Source organism: Paraburkholderia graminis C4D1M (assembly GCF_000172415.1).
In the GTDB taxonomy this organism is placed as follows: domain Bacteria; phylum Pseudomonadota; class Gammaproteobacteria; order Burkholderiales; family Burkholderiaceae; genus Paraburkholderia; species Paraburkholderia graminis.
In genome coordinates this window covers 15,643-33,563 of record NZ_ABLD01000029.1, presented here as the reverse complement: position 1 = coordinate 33,563, position 17,921 = coordinate 15,643, and the positions used below count along the sequence as shown (strand labels likewise).

Genomic DNA, 17,921 nt, shown 5'->3' with positions numbered 1-17,921 from the left:
GACCGAGCAAAGGGAATGAAGCGATGGCAAACGGGAACGTTACGCTCGGGGAAGTAGCAGCAAGTGCAAAGCAGATTGAAGTGGCGTGTTCGCGTTGCGAACGGCGCGGACGCTATCGGCTGTCTAAACTGGTTGTTTCGTTTGGCGAGAACTTTCCGATGACTGATCTCGGCTCAGAGATCGCGGACTGCCCGAGAAGGTACGCAGCTATCACTGAGCGATGCGATGTATATTTCCCCGGGCTGCGGACGATCATGGACCCGGACGAACAGCCTCGGGCACCGGCCCAGAATCACGAAGACGATGGCGAGGATTGACGGTGAAAACCGGCTATGCCAGTTCAAGCACCTTAGCTGTTGCGGTTCATAGTACGATTCTCCTCCGGTACAGCCGGAACTGCCGGAACTGCCGGATCTGCTCCAAGAACGACAACAGCACGTCCAATGACAAAAGCACAAAAGCCAAAGCTACCACCGCCCCTAGTCGGCCAGTGGACTGGAAATTTTCGCGCAACCCAGTGGTCGGGCGACATAGTTATCGACCTGGAGATGCGTTTCGATCACACAGTCGGCAGCGCGATGCTATTCCCGGGTGAAGGCGTCAATGCGCCTGTCATCGTCGGGCGCATCGACGAAATCTGGCTTGCGCCTGAAGGCGCATTCACGACCATTCTGCTCCAACCGACGCATCCGAAAAACTCGACCCATCTTGTCCCGCCACAACAGGTTCGCGAGGTTTTCCCACAGGAAATACGCATTGCCACGAAGGCTCAAGCGCGTATCAGGTGGGACGGAACGAACATGGAAGTCCAGTGGCATTCCGATATCGGAATGGAGGGGCAAGCGCGTCTAACACGTAATGATCCTGATCGCCCGTCCGATATCCCGTCGAAGCGAATGAGTTGGGATGCATTCAAGCGTCATGTCTCACGGCTGGAAACGCGAAAATTTATCTTCCGTGGTCAAAAAAAGCCGTGGCGGCTCCGCTCGCATTTCCATCGCACAAACCGCTCCGATCTGTTTAGATACACCTTCGACGATCTCGGAACGCTGCATCGACATTTGAGCGCGCGTACAAAGCATATTTTCAACCCTGCCGATAGCGATCAGTTCGGCGCGCTGCTTCATCTGGCGCAACACCACGGGTTCCCGACGCCTCTGATCGATTGGTCCTACTCGCCATACGTTGCTGCGTTTTTTGCCTTCAGGCATATAACGATCGCTGCCTCGCGCAAGCGCAATGCGGGTTGTGTTCGCATCTTCCAGTTGGATCAGGCTCAATGGCGAGAGGAAAATCTCCAGATACCAGTCACGGCACCAGTGCGGCCTCACTTCTCGCTACTGGAGTTCTTGGCGATCGAAAACGAACGGCTCATCCCCCAGCAGGCGCTGTCAGCGCTGACGAATGTAAGCGACGTCGAGTCCTATATAAAGGCAGTCGAGCAAGTTCGACAGCATCAATACCTCTATGCGATCGATATCCCGGTCAAAGAGCGGGAAACGGTAATGAAGGAGTTGGCCTTAATGGGCATCACAGCGGGCTCGTTGTTTCCCGGTCTCGATGGAGCCTGTGAGGAATTGCGTGAGCGACTGTTCGCACAGTGATCGCACGACAGTACGACCTACAACAAGCTAGAGGGAAACTTGGACACTGGAAACGTATCCGCCATCATCTCTGCGTCGGCTGGCATCATCGGAGTGCTGCTTGGCAATTCGTTCGTTACTGTCAAGGAGTTGGTGGTCAATCGGTCCAAGCGCCGCAAAGACACGGCGTACCTTGCGATCATCGTCGTATCCCATCTCGACCGATTCGCCAATGGCTGTTCTTCAGTCGCGTGGGACGATGGCACCTCAGAAGGCAGGCCTGCCGGTCGCAACGAAGAAGAGTACAGGCCGACTACAGAGCCCCCCGAGTTCCAGCCATTGGATATCGACGTCGAATGGAAAGTGCTTCCGCGCGAACTTATGTACGAGATACTCCGACTCCCTGACCTGCGGGAACAGATTCAAAACAGGCTCGCGGGCATCGCGGAATACGACAATGACTACCCCGAGCATGCAGAGTACTTTTGGACCAGAAGGCGCGACTACGCAGATCTGGGACTACGCACTTCTGAGTTGTCTCGCCGCCTCCGCAGGCATGCCGGAATGCCTGCTGAAGAGCCCAAACCGGGTGAGTGGAACCGAGACGGAGGATTGAGAGACGTGGTAAAGAATATTGACGATGAACGCGCCGCGTACGAACGTCGCCGTCGGGAAGATTCCGCACCGCTGCCGGATGGGCTCACGTGTTAGGAGCACGATTTGCTTCACGCGCGGCCTCGGGAGCGGTCAACTGGGCGACATCGTGCCAGATGGCGACGGCCGCACTCCAGCGGAGTCGATTACTTAAGCGGTGGTGGTCATGGCCGCCCCTTCGGAAAGAACTGACGGATATCGCCCACGGCAGGCGCGGTCGTGACCGTGAGCGGAACCGGCCTGCCGCTGCTAGGATCGCGGCCAATGCAGTCGCGCTGTGAGGTGGTCACCATCGCGAGCGCGGTCTGGTAGTCCATGAGGTTCAGGTACGGCACCTTCGATGGACCGCCGATCAGTTCGCACAGCAGTGCGTCGCTGTCCATGTTGAACTGCTGGCGGCAGGCCAGCGGGCGCGATGAGTAGATCGAGCAGGCGTCGCCCTTGAGAAACGGACATGGATTTCCGTAGCCCGCCGCAACATCGCCGCGCCGTGTGAGGCCAGTGACCGTGCGCGGCTTGACACCAATGCGCCTGCCGATCAGCGCGGCCTCCTGCTCGGGCATGAGCACCGACGTATGACAGCAGTGCGAGCAGCCCTTGCGACAGGCCGCGTGCGGCTTCGCGACCGCGCCGAGTTCATCGACCGCTTCCCAAAGCGCCTCGATCTTCGCGTAGATCGTCATGCCCGAACTGTTGATCACGGCATTGACGCGATGGTGATGGCGCTGCTTGATGGACAGCGCCTGCTCGTTGACGATCCCGATTACGCGCGCGAGCTTGCCTGACTCGAGTTCGCGCCAGCGCGTGACAACCTGTTCGTCGTGCTGCGCCTCGGATTCAGTGAGCGTCGCCATGCTGCCCTCCGTAGTACATCTCCTGCAACAGCAATGTGGCGAGTAGCGAGCGCGGGTCGGTGTCGGTCATCTGCTGGCGTTCACCGTCCTTCGACGAGATCGGCGCGAACCGCACGAACTGGCACTGCGCGTCGATAACGACCTGATCCCAACTGCCGTCGCTGTCGCAGTAGCGCACGCGCTGGCAAGGGTGCCCGATGATCAGCCGGCCTCCATCGACAAGTGCGGCGAGCACGTTCTCGATGTCATTGGTGACGCTCTTCGCTTCCGGCTGCTTGAGGTCGGTGATGGCGACGAGGTTGAACGCCTCCGTCTGGTAAATGGCGTGCATGGTCCTGTCCTCCTAGCTAGGTCCGTGAATCACAGCCGCTCGAGTTCCGCCTGCATCTTCGCGAGCCGTTCGATGCGAGCGCGATCGCGTTCCTTCACTTCGCGCAGAACGGTCGGCTCGACGACGCCCGCCTGCAGGAACGCCGCCTCCATCACGGATGCCGGTTGCTCGCTGTGACGGTCGACGGCCTTATTCACGCGGGCCGGTTCCGAAATAACGATCTTCGCTTCCGTCTGCAGCGTACCGCGCAGACTCGGCATCCCTTCCGGTCGCAATAGCTGCTCGGGCTTGCAATGGAACACCGGCCAGAGCTTGGCAATCGTCGAGCGGCGCAGCCATGCGTGCTGTTCCATCGACTTCACGTTGCTGCTGGTGGTGGCATAGGCTTCGGCCAGCGCCTTGACGGTCATGTTTCGATATAGCCGCCACGCGAGCATCGGGGACTTGCCAGCGACCATGTACGCCAGCACCGCATCGGGATAGTCGGTTGCGGCAGGCGAACGCGGCTCTTTGATCGTGCGGCGGCGCTGCTCGGGCTTGACCTCCGCGATGACCGGCGCGGCTTGTACCGGCTTTTCATCGAAGGCCGAATCATCCGAGCCGGGGAGCGGGGTTAGCTGCGCCACCGGGCAGTCGTAGACCTGCGCCAGCTTTTCGAGCGTCAGACGTGAGGGGGTGGCCTTGCCGCTTTCATGCCACGCGACTGTCGTCTTGTCTCGACCTAAGAGATCAGCTGCGTCTTCGACAGTGAGTCCACGATGCTCGCGCCATGCGCGGATGAAATACATGCCGTTCGCCACGCGGTCGACCACTTCGGTGGGAGGCGCCTCGACGAACGCGCGATAGAACACGCGACGCTTCGGCTTCGGGGATGAGTCGACCAGCGAGGTCGACAAGGTATCAGGCGGAAATGCTTCAGGCGGGGAGATAGCGGCGGGTGTTTCCAGCTTTGCTTGTGGCTCGACCTCTTCAGGCAGGCGTGCAATGAGTGACTGCCAGTGCCGGTCGTTCAGATTGAGTGGCCGGGCACTATCTCGGCGTGGTGAGACGGTGGGAGGGTCATCTGGCGTGGGCACCTGCGCGGCCTGCAGCGATCCTTTGAACAGGCCCGGGCGCGTGCTTGCCTCCAGTTGCGCGGTTTGCGCCCGTCTTGCTGCTATCCAGAACTCGGTCAGGGCCGAGAACATCGTGTACGGGATTGTCGCCTTGAGGCGATTGCCCGCGTGGTCCGTCTCGTAACGGACGTCGGAATAGTCCAGACCATAGGGCATAGCTTCAGCTCTCCCAGAATTTTGTGTAGTGGCGCGCGACCCCTCGCGGTCGTGCAGCGCCCGAAAAAGTGGGAATGAGAACGCTTTTCGGAACGCTGATATTGACGGTAGATATGACAAATGCAGAGCGCAACACGCAGGCGTTTAAAAGATGTACCGCGCGTCGATATTTTGAGCCTCGGGGTGAGGCCCGACAGGGGATTCGGCTGCTTGATAGGTACAAACCCGCACCATTTAAAACGATGCGGTGGGCATAGAGAATCCGACCGAATCGATGGGGTATTCGACAGGCGGCGCAGAGAACAGCGGCGGCCTACGCGACCGGCAAGGTTCGCTGGGGCCCGTCTTGGGGCCTTTTTGGGGCCCCGGGCATAAAAGACCGGTTAAAACCGGTCAAAACCGTGCTGTTACGTCAGGCTGGAACGTGGCTCAAACCCTTGTTTTTAATAGAAAACGAAGGGTTCCGAATGACTTCGGTATAATATCCGTGGTGCCGGGAACCGGACTCGAACCGGCAAGCCGTTAGGCGGCGGATTTTAAGTCCGCTATGTTTACCAATTTCATCATCCCGGCGAGGGAGGCAAAACCGCGTGGACGCGCATTCTACCATTGGCCGCCGGGCCGACCAACGGGCTAATCAACCGCGCCAGCCGCCACCTCACAACCCTCCACTCCCCCGCCGCGCCGAAGTCATCCCCCGGTCACAAACGTTCCCGATAATCGGCACCGAAAACGTTTACATCGAACGGACACCACCGAGCGGAAACCATGACCCCGACGATCAAGGATGTCGCTGCGCACGCGGGCTTTTCCATCGCGACGGTCTCGCGCGCGATCAACGCGCCGCACACTGTGAACCCCGTCACGCTCGACAAGGTCCGGCAGTCCATCGACGCGCTGCGCTTCCGGCCCAACCCGCTCGGACGTCAGTTGCGCGGCGAGCGCACGCGCCTGATCGGCGTGATCGTGCCGACGCTCGCGAATCCGGTGTTCGCCGAATGTCTGCAAGGCATCGACGAACTCGCGGCGGCGCACGGCTACCGGCTCATGCTGATGACCACGCAATACGACGCCGACCGCGAACGCCGCGCAATCGAAACGCTGCGCGAACATCGCGTGGAAGGGTTGATCCTCACAGTCACCGACGCCGACACGCATCCGCTTCTCGACGAACTCGATCGCGACGGCCTCCTCTATGTGCTGATGCACAACGACACGGTGCGGCGTCCGTCGGTGTCCGTCGACAACCGTCTGGCCGCGTACGAAGGCGTGCGCATGCTGATCGCTCACGGTCATCGCCGCATCCTGATGCTCGCGGGCACGCTCGCCGCGTCGGACCGCGCGCGTCAACGTCACCTCGGCTATGCACAGGCGATGCAGCAAGCCGGCCTCACGCCGGCCCCCGCGCTCGAAGTCGACTTCAACGCGGACGAACTCGCGCCCTCGGTGCTCGCGCATCTGACGCACGGCGCGAATCGCCCGAGCGCGCTTTTCTGCAGCAACGATCTGCTCGCTATGGTCGTGATGCGCGGCCTGCGCCGCGCGCGCCTGCAGATTCCGCGCGATATGTCGATTCTCGGTTTCGACGGCCTCGCGATGGGCGAACTGCTGTCGCCGCCGCTCGCGAGCGTCTGCGCGCCGAACCGTGAGATCGGCTGCGCCGCGTGGCGTCGCTTGCTCGCGCGCGTCACGGGCAGCGACGAAGGCATGAGCGATGCGCCGCTCGCGCTGACGCTGCCGCACAGTCTGCGCGAAGGCGCGACCATCGCCGCAATTTCGAACCGTAACGACACCGCCGCGCCGCAAACGAATACGCGCTTTCATCTAGCGTCCTGAATAACAACTGCCTGAAAACAGGCGATCCAACCACCCGCCATCTTTTTTCGTGAGGACAACTACAGTGATCCGCTCTCCCCTTCGACTTGCATCGCCGCCAAGCTCGCTGATGCGCCGCCTCGCGCAGTCCACGGCATTCGCTGTCGGCGCGGGCGCGCTCGCAAGCGCCGCGCTCGCCGCGCTCGCCATCATCGCGCCGCAAACGGCCCGCGCCGACGAAACCGCAATCTGCTACAACTGTCCGCCGGAATGGGCCGACTGGGCCAGCCAGATCAAGGCCATTCAGCAAAAGACCGGCATCCGCGTGCCGTTCGACAACAAGAACTCGGGCCAGTCGATTGCGCAGTTGATGGCCGAGCAGAAAAGCCCCGTCGCAGACGTCGTGTATCTCGGCGTATCGTCGGCATTCCAGGCGAAGGACAAGGGCGTGGTCGAACCGTACAAGCCCGCGCATTGGGACGACATTCCCGCGAACCTGAAAGACCCGCAAGGCTACTGGTTCACGATTCACTCGGGCACGCTCGGCTTCTTCGTCAACAAGGACGCGCTCGAAGGCAAGCCGGTGCCGCGCTCGTGGGCCGACCTGCTCAAGCCCGAGTACAAAGGCATGATCGGCTACCTCGACCCGTCGAGCGCGTTCGTCGGCTATGCAGGCGCGGTCGCGGTGAATCAGGCGCTCGGCGGCACGCTGGAGAACTTCGAGCCGGGCCTCGACTGGTTCCGCAAATTGAAGGCCAACGCGCCGATCGTACCGAAGCAAACGGCCTACGCGCGCGTCATGTCCGGCGAAATTCCAATTCTGCTCGACTACGATTTCGACGCCTATCGCGCGAAATATAAAGACCATGCAAACGTCGAATTCGTGATTCCGAAAGAAGGCACGATCTCGGTGCCGTATGTGATGAGCCTCGTGAAGGGCGCCCCGCACGAAGCGAACGGCAAGAAGGTGCTGGATTTCGTACTCTCCGACGAAGGCCAGAAACTGTGGGCCGATGCGTATCTGCGTCCCGTGCGCGCGAATGCGATGAGCGCGCAAACCGCCGCGAAGTTTCTGCCGGCCAGCGACTATGCGCGCGCAAAACCGGTCGACTTCGGCAAGATGGCCGAGAAGCAGGCGAGCTTCGGCGAACGCTATTTGCAGGTGATGCATTGAACGACATCACGTTCCCGCTGCGCTGGCGCATTGCATTGCTCGCGCCGGCGCTCGCGGTTTTCATCGCGTTCTGGCTGTTGCCGATGGGCGCGCTCGCGCAACTGAGCGGCGACGGCCACGCGTTCGCCACCTATCGCGCGATGCTGACGAATCCGCGCTACATGTCGAGCCTCGGCGCAACGGTCATGCTGTCCGCAGCCGTCACGGCGGCAACGCTGGTGCTTTCGGTGATCGCCGGTTTGCTGCTCGCGCGCCGCGAGTTCGCGTTCAAGCGCACGCTGCTCGCATTGCTGACGTTTCCGCTCGCGTTTCCCGGCGTCGTGGTCGGCTTCATGGTCATCATGCTCGCGGGACGGCAAGGGCTGATCGGCGCGCTTTCACTCAAGCTCACCGGCGACCGCTGGGTGTTCGCGTACTCGATGAGCGGTCTCTTTCTCGGCTACCTGTACTTCTCGATTCCGCGTGTGATCGTCACGGTGATGGCCTCGGCGACGAAGCTCGATGCGTCGCTCGAGGAAGCCGCGCGTTCGCTCGGCGCATCGCCGTGGCGCATCACGCGCGATGTCGTGTTGCCCGCGCTCTCTCCCGGTTTGATCGCGGCCGGCGCGGTGTGCTTCGCGACCGCGATGGGCGCATTCGGCACCGCCTTCACGCTCGCCACCGACATCGACGTATTGCCGATGACCATCTACACCGAGTTCACGCTCAACGCGAACATGATCACGGCGGCCGGACTTTCGATCGTGCTCGGCATCGTCACGTGGGCCGTGCTCGCATTGGCGCGCAGCGTGAGCGGTTCCGCTGTGGCGGCGAGCGCATGAGCGCCGTCGTCGAACATGACGCCGGCGAAAACGGTAAGCAGGACTTCTCCATGAATTCGATCACTGTTTCTTCACATGCTGCGGCCGGCAAAAAGCCGCGCTCGCGACTGCGCTTGCCCGATAGCCGAGCATGGCTCGCGGCGGGCCAGTGGCTCGTCACGCTGCTGCTGTGCGCATTTCTGATCGTGCCGGTCGTGATGTCGATTCTCGCGGGTCTCACGGTGAATTACTTCAAGGGCATCTCGAGCGGCTTCACGCTGCGCTGGCTCGGCGAGGTGTGGACCCAGTATCACGGCTCGGTGTTTCTCTCGCTCGAAGTCGCGGCGGCCACGCTCTTCATTACGCTGTTGACCGGCGTGCCCGCGGGCTACGTGCTCGCGCGCAGCAAGACGCGGCTGTCGCGCGTCATCGAAGAGTTTCTTGTGCTGCCGATCGCGCTGCCTGGGCTCGCGTCCGCGCTGGCGCTGCTCGTCGTGTATGGCGGCTTCACGATGTTTCGCATGAGCGTTGCGTTCATCGTCGTCGGGCATGTGGTGTTCACGCTGCCGTTCATGGTGCGCGCGGTCGCCGCGGTGTGCGCGAGCAGCGATCTGCGCACGCTCGAGGAAGGCGCGGCGAGTCTCGGCGCGAGCTTCATGCAGCGGTTCTTGACCATCGTGCTGCCTAATGCGAGGCCGGGCATCGTCGCGGGCGCGCTCGCGGTGCTCACGCTTTCCATCGGCGAATTCAATCTGACGTGGATGCTGCACACGCCCGACACAAAGACATTGCCGGTCGGTCTCGCCGACACCTACGCGTCGTTGCGCATCGAAATCGGCAGCGCCTACACGATTCTCTTTTTCATCATGACGATGCCGCTGCTCGTCGCAATGCAATGGCTCGGCGTCGATGCGACCGGCCAGCGCAGCGCGGCGAAAAAACGCGGCGCCGCTTCCGCTACGAAGTCCATCACGACGCCATGACACTCGCTTCTTTTCCCGCTTCTATTCCTATCACGCTGACGCAGTGCGCGAAAACGTTTCGCGGCACACGTGTGCTCGAACCGGTCGATCTGCGCATCGAAGCAGGCGAAACGCTCGTGCTGCTCGGGCCGTCCGGTTGCGGCAAGACGACCACGCTGCGCATGATCGCCGGACTCGAAACGCCCGACGCCGGAGGCCGCATCGCATTTGGCAACGACGACGTGACCGCGCTGCCTATCGAAAAACGCCAGGTGGGCATGGTGTTCCAGAGCTATGCGCTGTTTCCGAATCTGACGGTGCGCGGCAACATCGGCTATGGCCTGAAGATCAAGCGCGTGCCTGCGGAAACCGCACGGCGACGCATCGACGAATTGCTCGCGATGATGCGTCTGACCGACCACGCCGATAAACCGATCGATCAACTGTCGGGCGGTCAGCGTCAGCGCGTCGCACTTGCTCGCGCGCTCGCCGTCGAGCCGCGCGTGCTGCTGCTCGACGAACCGCTCACCGCCCTCGACGCGCGCCTGCGCGACGCGTTACGCAGCGAGATGAACGCGCTGCTGCGCGACCTCGGCATCACGACCGTGTATGTGACGCATGACCAGGCGGAGGCGATGGAACTCGGCGACCGCATCGTCGTGATGAGCGCGGGGCGTATCGAGCAGATCGGCACGCCGCGCGACATCTACTATCGGCCTGCGAATCGCGCGGTCGCGCAATTCGTCGGCACGATCAATCGCGTTGCCGGCGAGCGGCGCGGCGGCATGCTGACGACCATCGGCGGCGCAGTGCCGCTGCCTTCGGCGCATCGGGATCTATCGGCGCAGTCGGACTCGGCGCACGAAATTTTCTTCCGCCCCGAAGACGCATTCCTCGCCGATCCCGATCACGCGCAGTTGCGCGGCCTCATCGAAAGCAGTGCGTTTCTCGGTGAGCGCACGCGCTTGACGATTAGCGGCGCCGCGCCCGATGCGCTCTTCGTCGATGTCGCGGGCCGCGTCGAACTGGCGCGCGGCACGCCGGTCGGCATTTCGATCGGGCACGACGCGCTGATTGCGCTATCGTAACGAAGCCGCGCATTAAACCGCGCGCAACACAAAGGACTACCCATGCTGCTGGCTCAAATTAGCGACCTGCATATCAAGCGGCCCGGCGCGCTCGCCTATCGCCGCGTCGATACGGCCGCGCACTTCGCGCGCTGCGTCGACGCGCTGAACGCGCTCGACCCTCGGCCGGACGTCGTCATCATGACCGGCGACCTCGTCGATCAGGGCGAACCGCAACAGTACGAGCACCTGAAAACGCTGCTCGCGCCGCTTCAAATCCCCTACTTTCTGCTCGTCGGCAATCACGACGACCGCGCCGCATTGCGCGCCGCGTTTCCCGATCGCGCGGAACTGCACGGCGGCGATGAGTTCGTGCAGTACGCGGCCGACATCGGTCCGCTACGGCTGATCGCACTCGATTCGATGGTGCCGGGTCAAAGCGCAGGTACGCTGTGCGACGCGCGGCTTTCGTGGCTCGCCGCGCAACTCGATGCGGCGAACGGCAAGCCGACGGTGGTCGCGCTGCATCATCCGCCGTTTGCGTGCGGCATCGGACATATGGATGCGCTGCGGCTCGATCCGCTTGCCGCCGACAAGCTCGCCGCATTGATCGCGCGTTATCCGAACGTGGAGCGCGTGATCTGCGGACACGTTCATCGGCCGATGTTCGTGCGTTTTGGCGGCACGATCGCGTCCGCGGTGCCGGCGCCCGCGCATCAGGTCGCGCTCGATCTTCGCGACGATGCACCGTCGGCATTCATGATGGAGCCGCCCGCGTATGCGCTGCATCGCTACGATCCGGCGACGGGCATCGTCACGCATCATGCGTATGTCGATGCCGCCGACGGTCCGTATCCGTTTTATGAGCCGGAAGGCGCGTTGATCGACTGAATGCGTACTGTGTGTAAAGCTCAGCGGTTCACGAAGGTCTGACGCACGCGCCGCGACATGCGGAAATAGGGTATGCCCAGCGCGGCCGCGACGATCGCCTGCATCAGGCCATCGAACGGAATCGCGATGTCGATGCCGATTGCGTGCGTCATGTAATCGCTCAGCAGATACGCGCCAGTTCGCATCGCGAGAATCGCGCCGAGCCACGCCTGAACGTGCCGCGGCAAGCGCGCCGATCTGCGCCACGCGAGCAGCGCGAACCATCCGATGCCCGCGACCATGAACGCGCCGATCGCCACGTCCATGCCGACCATCGCGATCACCGCGCGATACCAGCCATGCGTCGCGGCGCGAACGAACACGGCGAGCAACTCCCATTCGAGCATCATTTCGAGTGGATTGCGCAACGCGATCGCGGTGACGAACGCCCACGCGGCAAGGCAAATTAGCGCGACCAGCAGACATCCGCCAATTCGCTGCGGCGCAAGCTCAGCTTGCGCGTGACGTCGGCTCGGACACACAGTGCGTTGTTTCATCGGATCGTGCGAGGTGGGCAAGAAATGGGCAAGACGTGGGCAGAAATAGCCCGCCGATTCTACGAACCCCACCGCATCAAACCTCGCAGTTTTGTCACAAACGAGCCGTGCATCCGAATGGCGGCGGGTCAGCACGATCCGATACGCTCCGGTATGATCGGCACGCTTGAGGACCGCGCATGGGCCGGTCCGCCGACCGCCCTCTCTCATGTCCACGTCCAACGCGTCCGCCCCCGCTTCCGCCGATCCATCGCTGCGCGGCCTGCTGCTTCTGCTCGCCACCATCGCCGGTGTCGCGGTCGCGAACATCTATTACAACCAGCCGCTGCTCGACAACTTCCGGCAGTCGTTTCCGGCAAGCGCGTCGTGGGTCGGCGTCGTGCCCGCCGTCACGCAACTCGGCTACGCGGCCGGCATGCTGTTGCTCGCGCCGCTCGGTGACCGCTTCGACCGGCGTGCACTGATCCTGCTGCAAACCGCGGGCATGTGCATCGCGCTCGTCGTGGCCGCCGCCGCGCCGGCGCTGCCGGTGCTGGTTGCCGCGAGCCTCGCGATCGGCGTGCTCGCCACCATCGCGCAGCAGGCGGTGCCGTTCGCCGCCGAACTCGCGCCGCCGTCGCAGCGGGGTCATGCGGTGGGCACGGTGATGAGCGGCCTGCTGCTCGGCATTCTGCTCGCGCGAACCGCAGCGGGCTTCGTCGCGGAATACTTCGGCTGGCGCGCGGTATTCGCGGCGTCGGTGCTCGCGTTGCTTGCGCTTGCCGTGGTGATCGTGTTGCGTCTGCCGAAGAGCAAGCCGACTTCCACGCTGTCGTACGGCAAGCTGCTGGTGTCGATGTGGCATCTGGTCGTCGAGCATCGCGCGTTGCGTGAAGCGTCGCTGACGGGCGCCGCGCTCTTCGCCGGATTCAGCATCTTCTGGTCGGTGCTCGCGCTGCTATTGGCCGGGCCGCCCTTTCATCTCGGACCGCAGGCCGCTGGCCTGTTCGGCATCGTCGGCGCGGCAGGCGCGCTCGCCGCGCCGCTCGCGGGCAAGTTCGCCGACCGTCGCGGACCACGCGCGATCATCACGCTGTCCATCGTGCTGGTGGCGATTTCGTTTGTCGTGTTCGGCTTTTCCGCGAAGAGCATCGCGGGGCTCGTGATCGGCGTGATCGTGCTCGACGTGGGCGTGCAGGCCGCGCAGATTTCGAATCAGTCGCGCATCTATGCGCTGAAGCCCGATGCGCGCAGCCGCGTGAATACGGTGTACATGGTCGCGTATTTCATCGGCGGAGCCCTCGGTTCCGCTGTGGGCGCCGCTGTATGGCCGGTGTTCGGATGGGTCGGCGTGAGCGTCGCGGGTCTGGTGTTCGCGGGCCTGGCCGCATGGAATCATCTGGCGCTGCAGGCTCGTACTGCAAACGATTGATTGCGCTTGTTGTTGCACGGCGAGCGCTCAGCCGTGGCTGCGCGCGAGCGCATATTCGTGCAGCGCGTCGATCACGCGATCGAATTCGAACGACTTGTCGTAGAAGTGGCGCACGCCATACTGCTCGCAACGCTCGCGATAGGCAGGCAACGCGTGGTTGGTCAGCACCGCCGCGAACACCGAGTCGATCAAGCCTTCGCGCTGCAAATAAGCCAGTACGGGCACGCCTGAACCGCGCTTCAGTTGCAGGTCGACGATCACCGCGTCGAACGCTTCGTCGCCAAGCAGCGCGATGGCTTCGTCGGCGGAATCGGCATACGCGGCCACTTGCAGCGAACCGGACGCGTCGATGGCTTCCACCAGGCTGCGGCGGATCAGCGGCGAATCCTCGATAAGCAGCACGCGCAACGGCGCGTGACTGGCTGATCCGGCAACGGTATTCGATTCGCTGTTCATCGGCATCTCTCGATCGTCCATTATTCGATCAGGCCGTTCTTGATCGCGTAATAAGTGAGATCGGCATTGTTCGCCAGCCGCATCTTCTCGAGCACGCGAGCCCGGTACGTGCTCACCGTTTTCACGGACAAATGCAGTTCTTCGGCAATCTGCGTGGGAATCTGCCCCGCCGCGAGCTTGCAGAAGATCTGGAACTCACGTTCGGACAGCGCTTCGTGCGGCCGCGCCGCCGCCGGCTTGTCGAGATTGTCGGCGAGCGTGTCGGCCACCGCCTCCGATAAATAGCGATGACCTCGCGCCACCGCGCGAATCGCCCGCACGATCTCGTCCGGCTCGCAGTCCTTGTTCAGATAACCGTTCGCGCCCGCGCGCAGCAGGTTGATCGCGTACTGGCTCTCCGGATAGCCGGAGAGGATCAGCACGCCCTGCTCGGGGCGCACCTGCTTGATGACGCGCAGCGTGTCGATGCCGTTTTTATCCGGCATCGCGATGTCGAGCAGCACGACGTCGAATGCCTGCTCGCGCACGAGGCTGATGGTCTCGTCGCCGGTGGCGGCTTCCGCGGCGACGCACATGTCCGGCTCGTCGGCGACGAACTGTCTGAAACCGCCTCGGACGATCGCATGATCGTCGGCTATCAACACTCGAATCATCGGCTTGGTGTCCGTACGATGGAATCGCTCCAAAGCAGACATTGTAATGACGTCGCGCCGGCGTTCGACGTTATCGGCTGTGTTGCGGCCACTACCGCCGGCCGCAAGCTCATACAGCCGCGCCGACTCACTCGCGACCCTCGAGCAGATCGGCCATGTCGTCCGCATGCTCTTCCTCGACGGCGAGAATCTCTTCGAACAGACGCCGCGTCGTGACGTCCTTCTCGCCAAGATAGCGAATGATCTCGCGATAGGTGTCGATGGCAATGCGCTCGGCGACCAGGTTCTCGCGGATCATGTCCGTGAGATTCTCGCCTTCCTTGTACTCGGAATGCGCGCGCGTTTTCAGGCCGTCCGGTGCGAAGTCCGGCTCGCCGCCCAGTTGCACGATGCGCTCGGCGATGCGGTCGGCGTGCTCCTGCTCTTCCGTTGCGTGCTCCGCGAATTCGGCGGCCACCGCCTCGGAGTTGATGCCCTTCGCCATGAAGTGATGCCGCTTGTAACGCAGCGTGCAGACGATCTCCGTCGCGAGCGCGTCGTTGAGCAGCTTCAGCACGGTCTCGCGGTCGGCGCCATAACTTTGCGTGACGGGTCCGTCCGACATGTGCTTGCGGGCGTCGTCGCGAATCTTTTGAATGTCCATCACGAACGGGTCGCTCGACTGGGCGCCAGGTGTGTTCGCCATTGAGTTTCTCCTTTATCCGTATTGAGGGAATGGGCGCATCGCGGACCATGCCCGCGACGCGCCGTTAGAGTCGTGCTCAGATCTACGTTCGGAACACGCCGAGCAGCAGCGTGACCACGAACACGACCAGAAAAATATAGAACAGAATCTTCGCGATTTCGGCCGCGCCCGCCGCGATTCCGGTAAAACCGAACACCGCTGCGATGATCGCGATAACAAAAAAGACGATGGCATAGTGAAGCATGGCGACTCTCCTTCTTGTTGGTATCCGCGTGAATTCTCGTGCGCTGGCGTTGCCTCAAGCGCCGCTAAACATGCAAGCGGCGCTAATCGACAATTTTTTTCGTCACCACAAAGCCGAGCACGAGGAACACCACGCACAGAATCACAAATACGACGAACAGGAACTTCGCAATTGCCGCCGCGCCCGCCGCGATGCCGGTAAAGCCAAGAAGACCGGCGATCAAGGCAATGACGGCGAAGACCAACGCCCACTTCAGCATGATGGCTTCCTCCTGGAACGATGAATGGATCAGGGTTCATGCTATCCATCGGCGGCGGCGGGCGCATTCCGACGCACTCCGGTTTTCGTGTGAGAATCCGCTTACATTGGATTACGGCAGCGTTACGACGAGCCGATTCGCGCACGCGAGCGCTCGCGCGTTGGCGGCGGCGAACGCTACACTGATGGCTGTCCACGGAGCCGAATGTGTCGAACGTGCAGAACGTGCCTGATTTGCCCAACGCAGTCCCGCATGACGCGAAGCAGCAAGCGCAAAGCGAGGCTGGAAGTCGTGCGCAAACCGAAGCGCAATCCGATGCCCAAACCAATCCGCAAGCCGCTGCGCAACCGCGCCGCGCCGCCGCGCGTCTGAGCGACTGGATGCGCAGCCGAAGCTGGGCGATCGCGATGACGGTCGCAATCGTGATCACCGTCGGCGGGCTCGTCATTCTGGAGACCGCGCGCGAGCGCATCGCCGCCGAGTACGAGACGGCGCTCGAAGCCCGCGACGTCACCGTGCAACTGAGTGCACTGGCGAGCCAGCTATCGCGTTTGAGCTCGCAGCAAAGCGATTATCTTCTGACGAAGCGCGACGACGCCGCACACGCGTTTTGCGCGACGGCCGCACGCATTCGCGCCAGCGAAGAGCCGCTCGAGCGCTTTTACCGCAGTCCCAAAGCCGATAGCGCCGAGCTCGCGAGCTTCACGCAGATTCGTGCGCTGATCGACGCACGCATCGGCGCGGGCGCGGCGGCGTTGCAGCGCGCCGCACCGCATCCATTGGAGCTTGGCGCGTGCGGCAGCACGAGCAGCGAGCAGGCGGTGGACCCCGCGTTCGTCGACAGCACGCTTAGCCTGCTGCGCGATAACGAAGAACGCCGCGCGCAGCATGCGCTCGCCGCGAGCCGCGCCGATCAGCGCATCTCGACGTTGTGCGCGGCGGGACTCTCGGCGCTCAACATTGTGTTGTTCATTCTGCTGTTCCGCAATCTCGGCATTCAGATCGACAGACAAGCGCGCGTGCAGCGTCAATTGATCACGCAGCAAGGCGAACTCGATCAGCTCGTCAACGAACGGACCCGCCAACTCGAGGCGCTCGGCTGGCATTTGCAGGCTGTCAGCGAAAACGAAAAGACGCAGCTTGCGCGCGAGTTGCACGACGAGTTGGGCGCGATTCTGACCGCGAGCAAGATGGACGTCGCGTGGGCAAACCGCAAGCTGAAGGACAGCGCGCCCGAGATCGCCGGCAAGCTGCAGCGTGCGCTCGCCAATCTGGACCAGGGTATTGCGCTCAAGCGCCGCATCATCGAGGACATGCGGCCCACGGTGCTCGCGAACTTCGGTCTCGTGACCGCGTTGCGCACGCTCGCCGACGAAGCCGCGCAGCGCAACAACTGGACACTGAACCTGCAGCTTCCCGCAGACGATATCAAGCTCGACGAGCAAACCGAAATCGCGCTCTTTCGCGTCGCGCAGGAATCGCTGACGAACGCGGCGAAATACGCGCGCGCGTCGCAGGTGTCGATCGGTCTGCATATCGGCGAGGGGCAAGTGACGCTCGACATTGCGGACAACGGCGTGGGCATCATGCCTGCGGATTTGAAGCGCACGCACACGCATGGACTGCTCGGCATGCGTCAGCGCGTCGCCGCGCATGGCGGACGATTCGACATACGGCGCGGCGTGCCGAACGGCACCGACATTCATGTCGTGATGCCGAGCGCGAGCACGGCCGCGCAACCGGCCAGCGACTCGGACGCAAACCCAAGCGCGCGGCAGAACGACTAAAAGCATCGTTGTAGGAGTGCGCCGACGCGAACACCAGAGCGCACCTACAACAAAATCGCAGCGCAGCCGACAGCGCCGCATGCGCCCTTTTTTTACCATGCAATCAGACCGGATCGACTGGCGCAAGCCACGGTCGGCAGCTAGCAGAGCCGCTAGCGGGACACGTCAACCGATACCTTCTCGACAAGGAGAACTTCCATGAATCGACTGATCGCTTTGCTCCTCATTGCAGGCACGGCCGCGCTCGCCGGCTGCAACACGATGGCAGGTGCCGGCCAGGACATCTCGAAGGGTGGCGACGCCCTCACCAATCAGGCTGAGAAGGCGAAGTAAATCGCTGTTGCTTGAAGCCCTGCGCATTTGCGGCGCAGGGTGGTTCATCGCAATGCAATGCATCATCGAGCCCGCTGCGGGAAACCGCAGTGGGCTTTTTGTTGTGCGTGCTTGTTGAACGTGAGCTTAGCGTTGCCCGTGTTGCCAAAACAAAG

General features: G+C 62.6%; 20 protein-coding genes and 1 tRNA gene. 11 read left to right on the top strand and 10 right to left on the bottom strand.

All coding sequences use genetic code 11. The annotated features are described in order from the left end of the window. The first annotated feature begins 443 nt into the window (after positions 1 to 443). The gene (locus BGRAMDRAFT_RS29070; RefSeq protein WP_006052471.1) at positions 444 to 1,604 is read left to right on the top strand and encodes an FRG domain-containing protein; all 1,161 of its coding nucleotides are present in this window, start codon (positions 444 to 446) and stop codon (positions 1,602 to 1,604) included. A gap of 39 nt (positions 1,605 to 1,643) precedes the next feature. Then, positions 1,644 to 2,294, top strand: a complete 651-nt coding sequence (locus BGRAMDRAFT_RS29065; protein ID WP_006052470.1) for a hypothetical protein — start codon at positions 1,644 to 1,646, stop codon at positions 2,292 to 2,294. A 107-nt stretch (positions 2,295 to 2,401) separates the two neighbouring features. On the opposite strand, the gene BGRAMDRAFT_RS33345 is transcribed toward BGRAMDRAFT_RS29065, so the two are convergent. From BGRAMDRAFT_RS33345 to BGRAMDRAFT_RS29045, 4 genes are all read right to left on the bottom strand, one after another. Beyond that, positions 2,402 to 3,091, bottom strand: a complete 690-nt coding sequence (locus BGRAMDRAFT_RS33345; protein ID WP_006052469.1) for a YkgJ family cysteine cluster protein — start codon at positions 3,089 to 3,091, stop codon at positions 2,402 to 2,404. Beyond that, entirely contained in the window at positions 3,075 to 3,422 is a 348-nt protein-coding gene (locus tag BGRAMDRAFT_RS29055; RefSeq protein WP_006052468.1) for a hypothetical protein, read from the bottom strand. Before BGRAMDRAFT_RS29055 ends, BGRAMDRAFT_RS33345 begins: the two co-directional genes overlap by 17 nt. Before the next feature lie 29 nt (positions 3,423 to 3,451). Then, positions 3,452 to 4,693 carry a helix-turn-helix domain-containing protein gene (locus BGRAMDRAFT_RS33340; protein ID WP_006052467.1) on the bottom strand — a complete coding sequence of 414 codons (1,242 nt, stop codon included), beginning with the start codon at positions 4,691 to 4,693 and terminating at the stop codon, positions 3,452 to 3,454. A 488-nt stretch (positions 4,694 to 5,181) separates the two neighbouring features. Next, positions 5,182 to 5,266, bottom strand: a tRNA-Leu gene (locus BGRAMDRAFT_RS29045). Between the two features lie 195 nt (positions 5,267 to 5,461). Between BGRAMDRAFT_RS29045 and BGRAMDRAFT_RS29040 the strand changes: the two genes are divergently transcribed. The 6 genes from BGRAMDRAFT_RS29040 (at position 5,462) to BGRAMDRAFT_RS29015 (ending at position 11,402) form a co-directional block, all read left to right on the top strand. Then, positions 5,462 to 6,529, top strand: coding sequence for a LacI family DNA-binding transcriptional regulator (locus tag BGRAMDRAFT_RS29040; protein WP_006052466.1), 1,068 nt, complete (start codon positions 5,462 to 5,464; stop codon positions 6,527 to 6,529). 109 nt (positions 6,530 to 6,638) lie between these two features. Next, positions 6,639 to 7,682 carry an ABC transporter substrate-binding protein gene (locus BGRAMDRAFT_RS29035; protein ID WP_006052465.1) on the top strand — a complete coding sequence of 348 codons (1,044 nt, stop codon included), beginning with the start codon at positions 6,639 to 6,641 and terminating at the stop codon, positions 7,680 to 7,682. Further along, positions 7,679 to 8,503, top strand: a complete 825-nt coding sequence (locus tag BGRAMDRAFT_RS29030) for an ABC transporter permease (protein ID WP_006052464.1) — start codon at positions 7,679 to 7,681, stop codon at positions 8,501 to 8,503. Before BGRAMDRAFT_RS29035 ends, BGRAMDRAFT_RS29030 begins: the two co-directional genes overlap by 4 nt. A 50-nt stretch (positions 8,504 to 8,553) precedes the next feature. After that, positions 8,554 to 9,465 (top strand): ABC transporter permease, encoded by a 912-nt coding sequence (locus BGRAMDRAFT_RS29025; protein WP_044021953.1) that lies wholly within the window; start codon positions 8,554 to 8,556, stop codon positions 9,463 to 9,465. Continuing rightward, a complete protein-coding gene (locus tag BGRAMDRAFT_RS29020) occupies positions 9,462 to 10,532 on the top strand; it encodes an ABC transporter ATP-binding protein (protein ID WP_006052462.1) in 1,071 nt (356 codons plus the stop codon). The genes BGRAMDRAFT_RS29025 and BGRAMDRAFT_RS29020 overlap by 4 nt, the downstream gene beginning before the upstream one ends. Before the next feature lie 42 nt (positions 10,533 to 10,574). Continuing rightward, a complete protein-coding gene (locus tag BGRAMDRAFT_RS29015) occupies positions 10,575 to 11,402 on the top strand; it encodes a phosphodiesterase (protein ID WP_006052461.1) in 828 nt (275 codons plus the stop codon). A gap of 20 nt (positions 11,403 to 11,422) precedes the next feature. Here BGRAMDRAFT_RS29015 and BGRAMDRAFT_RS29010 read toward each other — a convergent pair whose 3' ends face one another. Next, positions 11,423 to 11,938 (bottom strand): DUF2569 domain-containing protein, encoded by a 516-nt coding sequence (locus tag BGRAMDRAFT_RS29010; protein ID WP_044021947.1) that lies wholly within the window; start codon positions 11,936 to 11,938, stop codon positions 11,423 to 11,425. Between the two features lie 208 nt (positions 11,939 to 12,146). Here BGRAMDRAFT_RS29010 and BGRAMDRAFT_RS29005 point away from each other — a divergent pair, with 208 nt between their 5' ends. Next, a complete protein-coding gene (locus BGRAMDRAFT_RS29005; protein WP_006052459.1) occupies positions 12,147 to 13,349 on the top strand; it encodes an MFS transporter in 1,203 nt (400 codons plus the stop codon). Positions 13,350 to 13,376: 27 nt separating this feature from the next. Here BGRAMDRAFT_RS29005 and BGRAMDRAFT_RS29000 read toward each other — a convergent pair whose 3' ends face one another. The 5 genes from BGRAMDRAFT_RS29000 to BGRAMDRAFT_RS34090 form a co-directional block, all read right to left on the bottom strand. After that, on the bottom strand, positions 13,377 to 13,805 hold the full coding sequence (locus BGRAMDRAFT_RS29000; RefSeq protein WP_035569834.1) for a response regulator: 429 nt from the start codon (positions 13,803 to 13,805) through the stop codon (positions 13,377 to 13,379). 20 nt (positions 13,806 to 13,825) lie between these two features. Beyond that, positions 13,826 to 14,458 (bottom strand): response regulator, encoded by a 633-nt coding sequence (locus BGRAMDRAFT_RS28995; protein WP_013338705.1) that lies wholly within the window; start codon positions 14,456 to 14,458, stop codon positions 13,826 to 13,828. A gap of 127 nt (positions 14,459 to 14,585) precedes the next feature. Continuing rightward, a complete protein-coding gene (locus BGRAMDRAFT_RS28990) occupies positions 14,586 to 15,143 on the bottom strand; it encodes a ferritin-like domain-containing protein (RefSeq protein WP_006052456.1) in 558 nt (185 codons plus the stop codon). Positions 15,144 to 15,225: 82 nt separating this feature from the next. Continuing rightward, positions 15,226 to 15,387: a DUF1328 domain-containing protein gene (locus BGRAMDRAFT_RS34095; RefSeq protein ID WP_006052455.1), complete on the bottom strand. Its 162-nt coding sequence runs from the start codon at positions 15,385 to 15,387 to the stop codon at positions 15,226 to 15,228. A gap of 82 nt (positions 15,388 to 15,469) precedes the next feature. Then, complete coding sequence (locus tag BGRAMDRAFT_RS34090) at positions 15,470 to 15,646, bottom strand: DUF1328 domain-containing protein (RefSeq protein ID WP_006052454.1); 177 nt, start codon at positions 15,644 to 15,646, stop codon at positions 15,470 to 15,472. A 206-nt stretch (positions 15,647 to 15,852) separates the two neighbouring features. Here BGRAMDRAFT_RS34090 and BGRAMDRAFT_RS28975 point away from each other — a divergent pair, with 206 nt between their 5' ends. Both BGRAMDRAFT_RS28975 and BGRAMDRAFT_RS28970 read left to right on the top strand, forming a co-directional pair. Next, positions 15,853 to 17,433, top strand: coding sequence for a sensor histidine kinase (locus BGRAMDRAFT_RS28975; protein ID WP_006052453.1), 1,581 nt, complete (start codon positions 15,853 to 15,855; stop codon positions 17,431 to 17,433). Positions 17,434 to 17,631: 198 nt separating this feature from the next. Further along, entirely contained in the window at positions 17,632 to 17,766 is a 135-nt protein-coding gene (locus tag BGRAMDRAFT_RS28970; RefSeq protein WP_006052452.1) for an entericidin A/B family lipoprotein, read from the top strand. Positions 17,767 to 17,921: the final 155 nt, after the last annotated feature.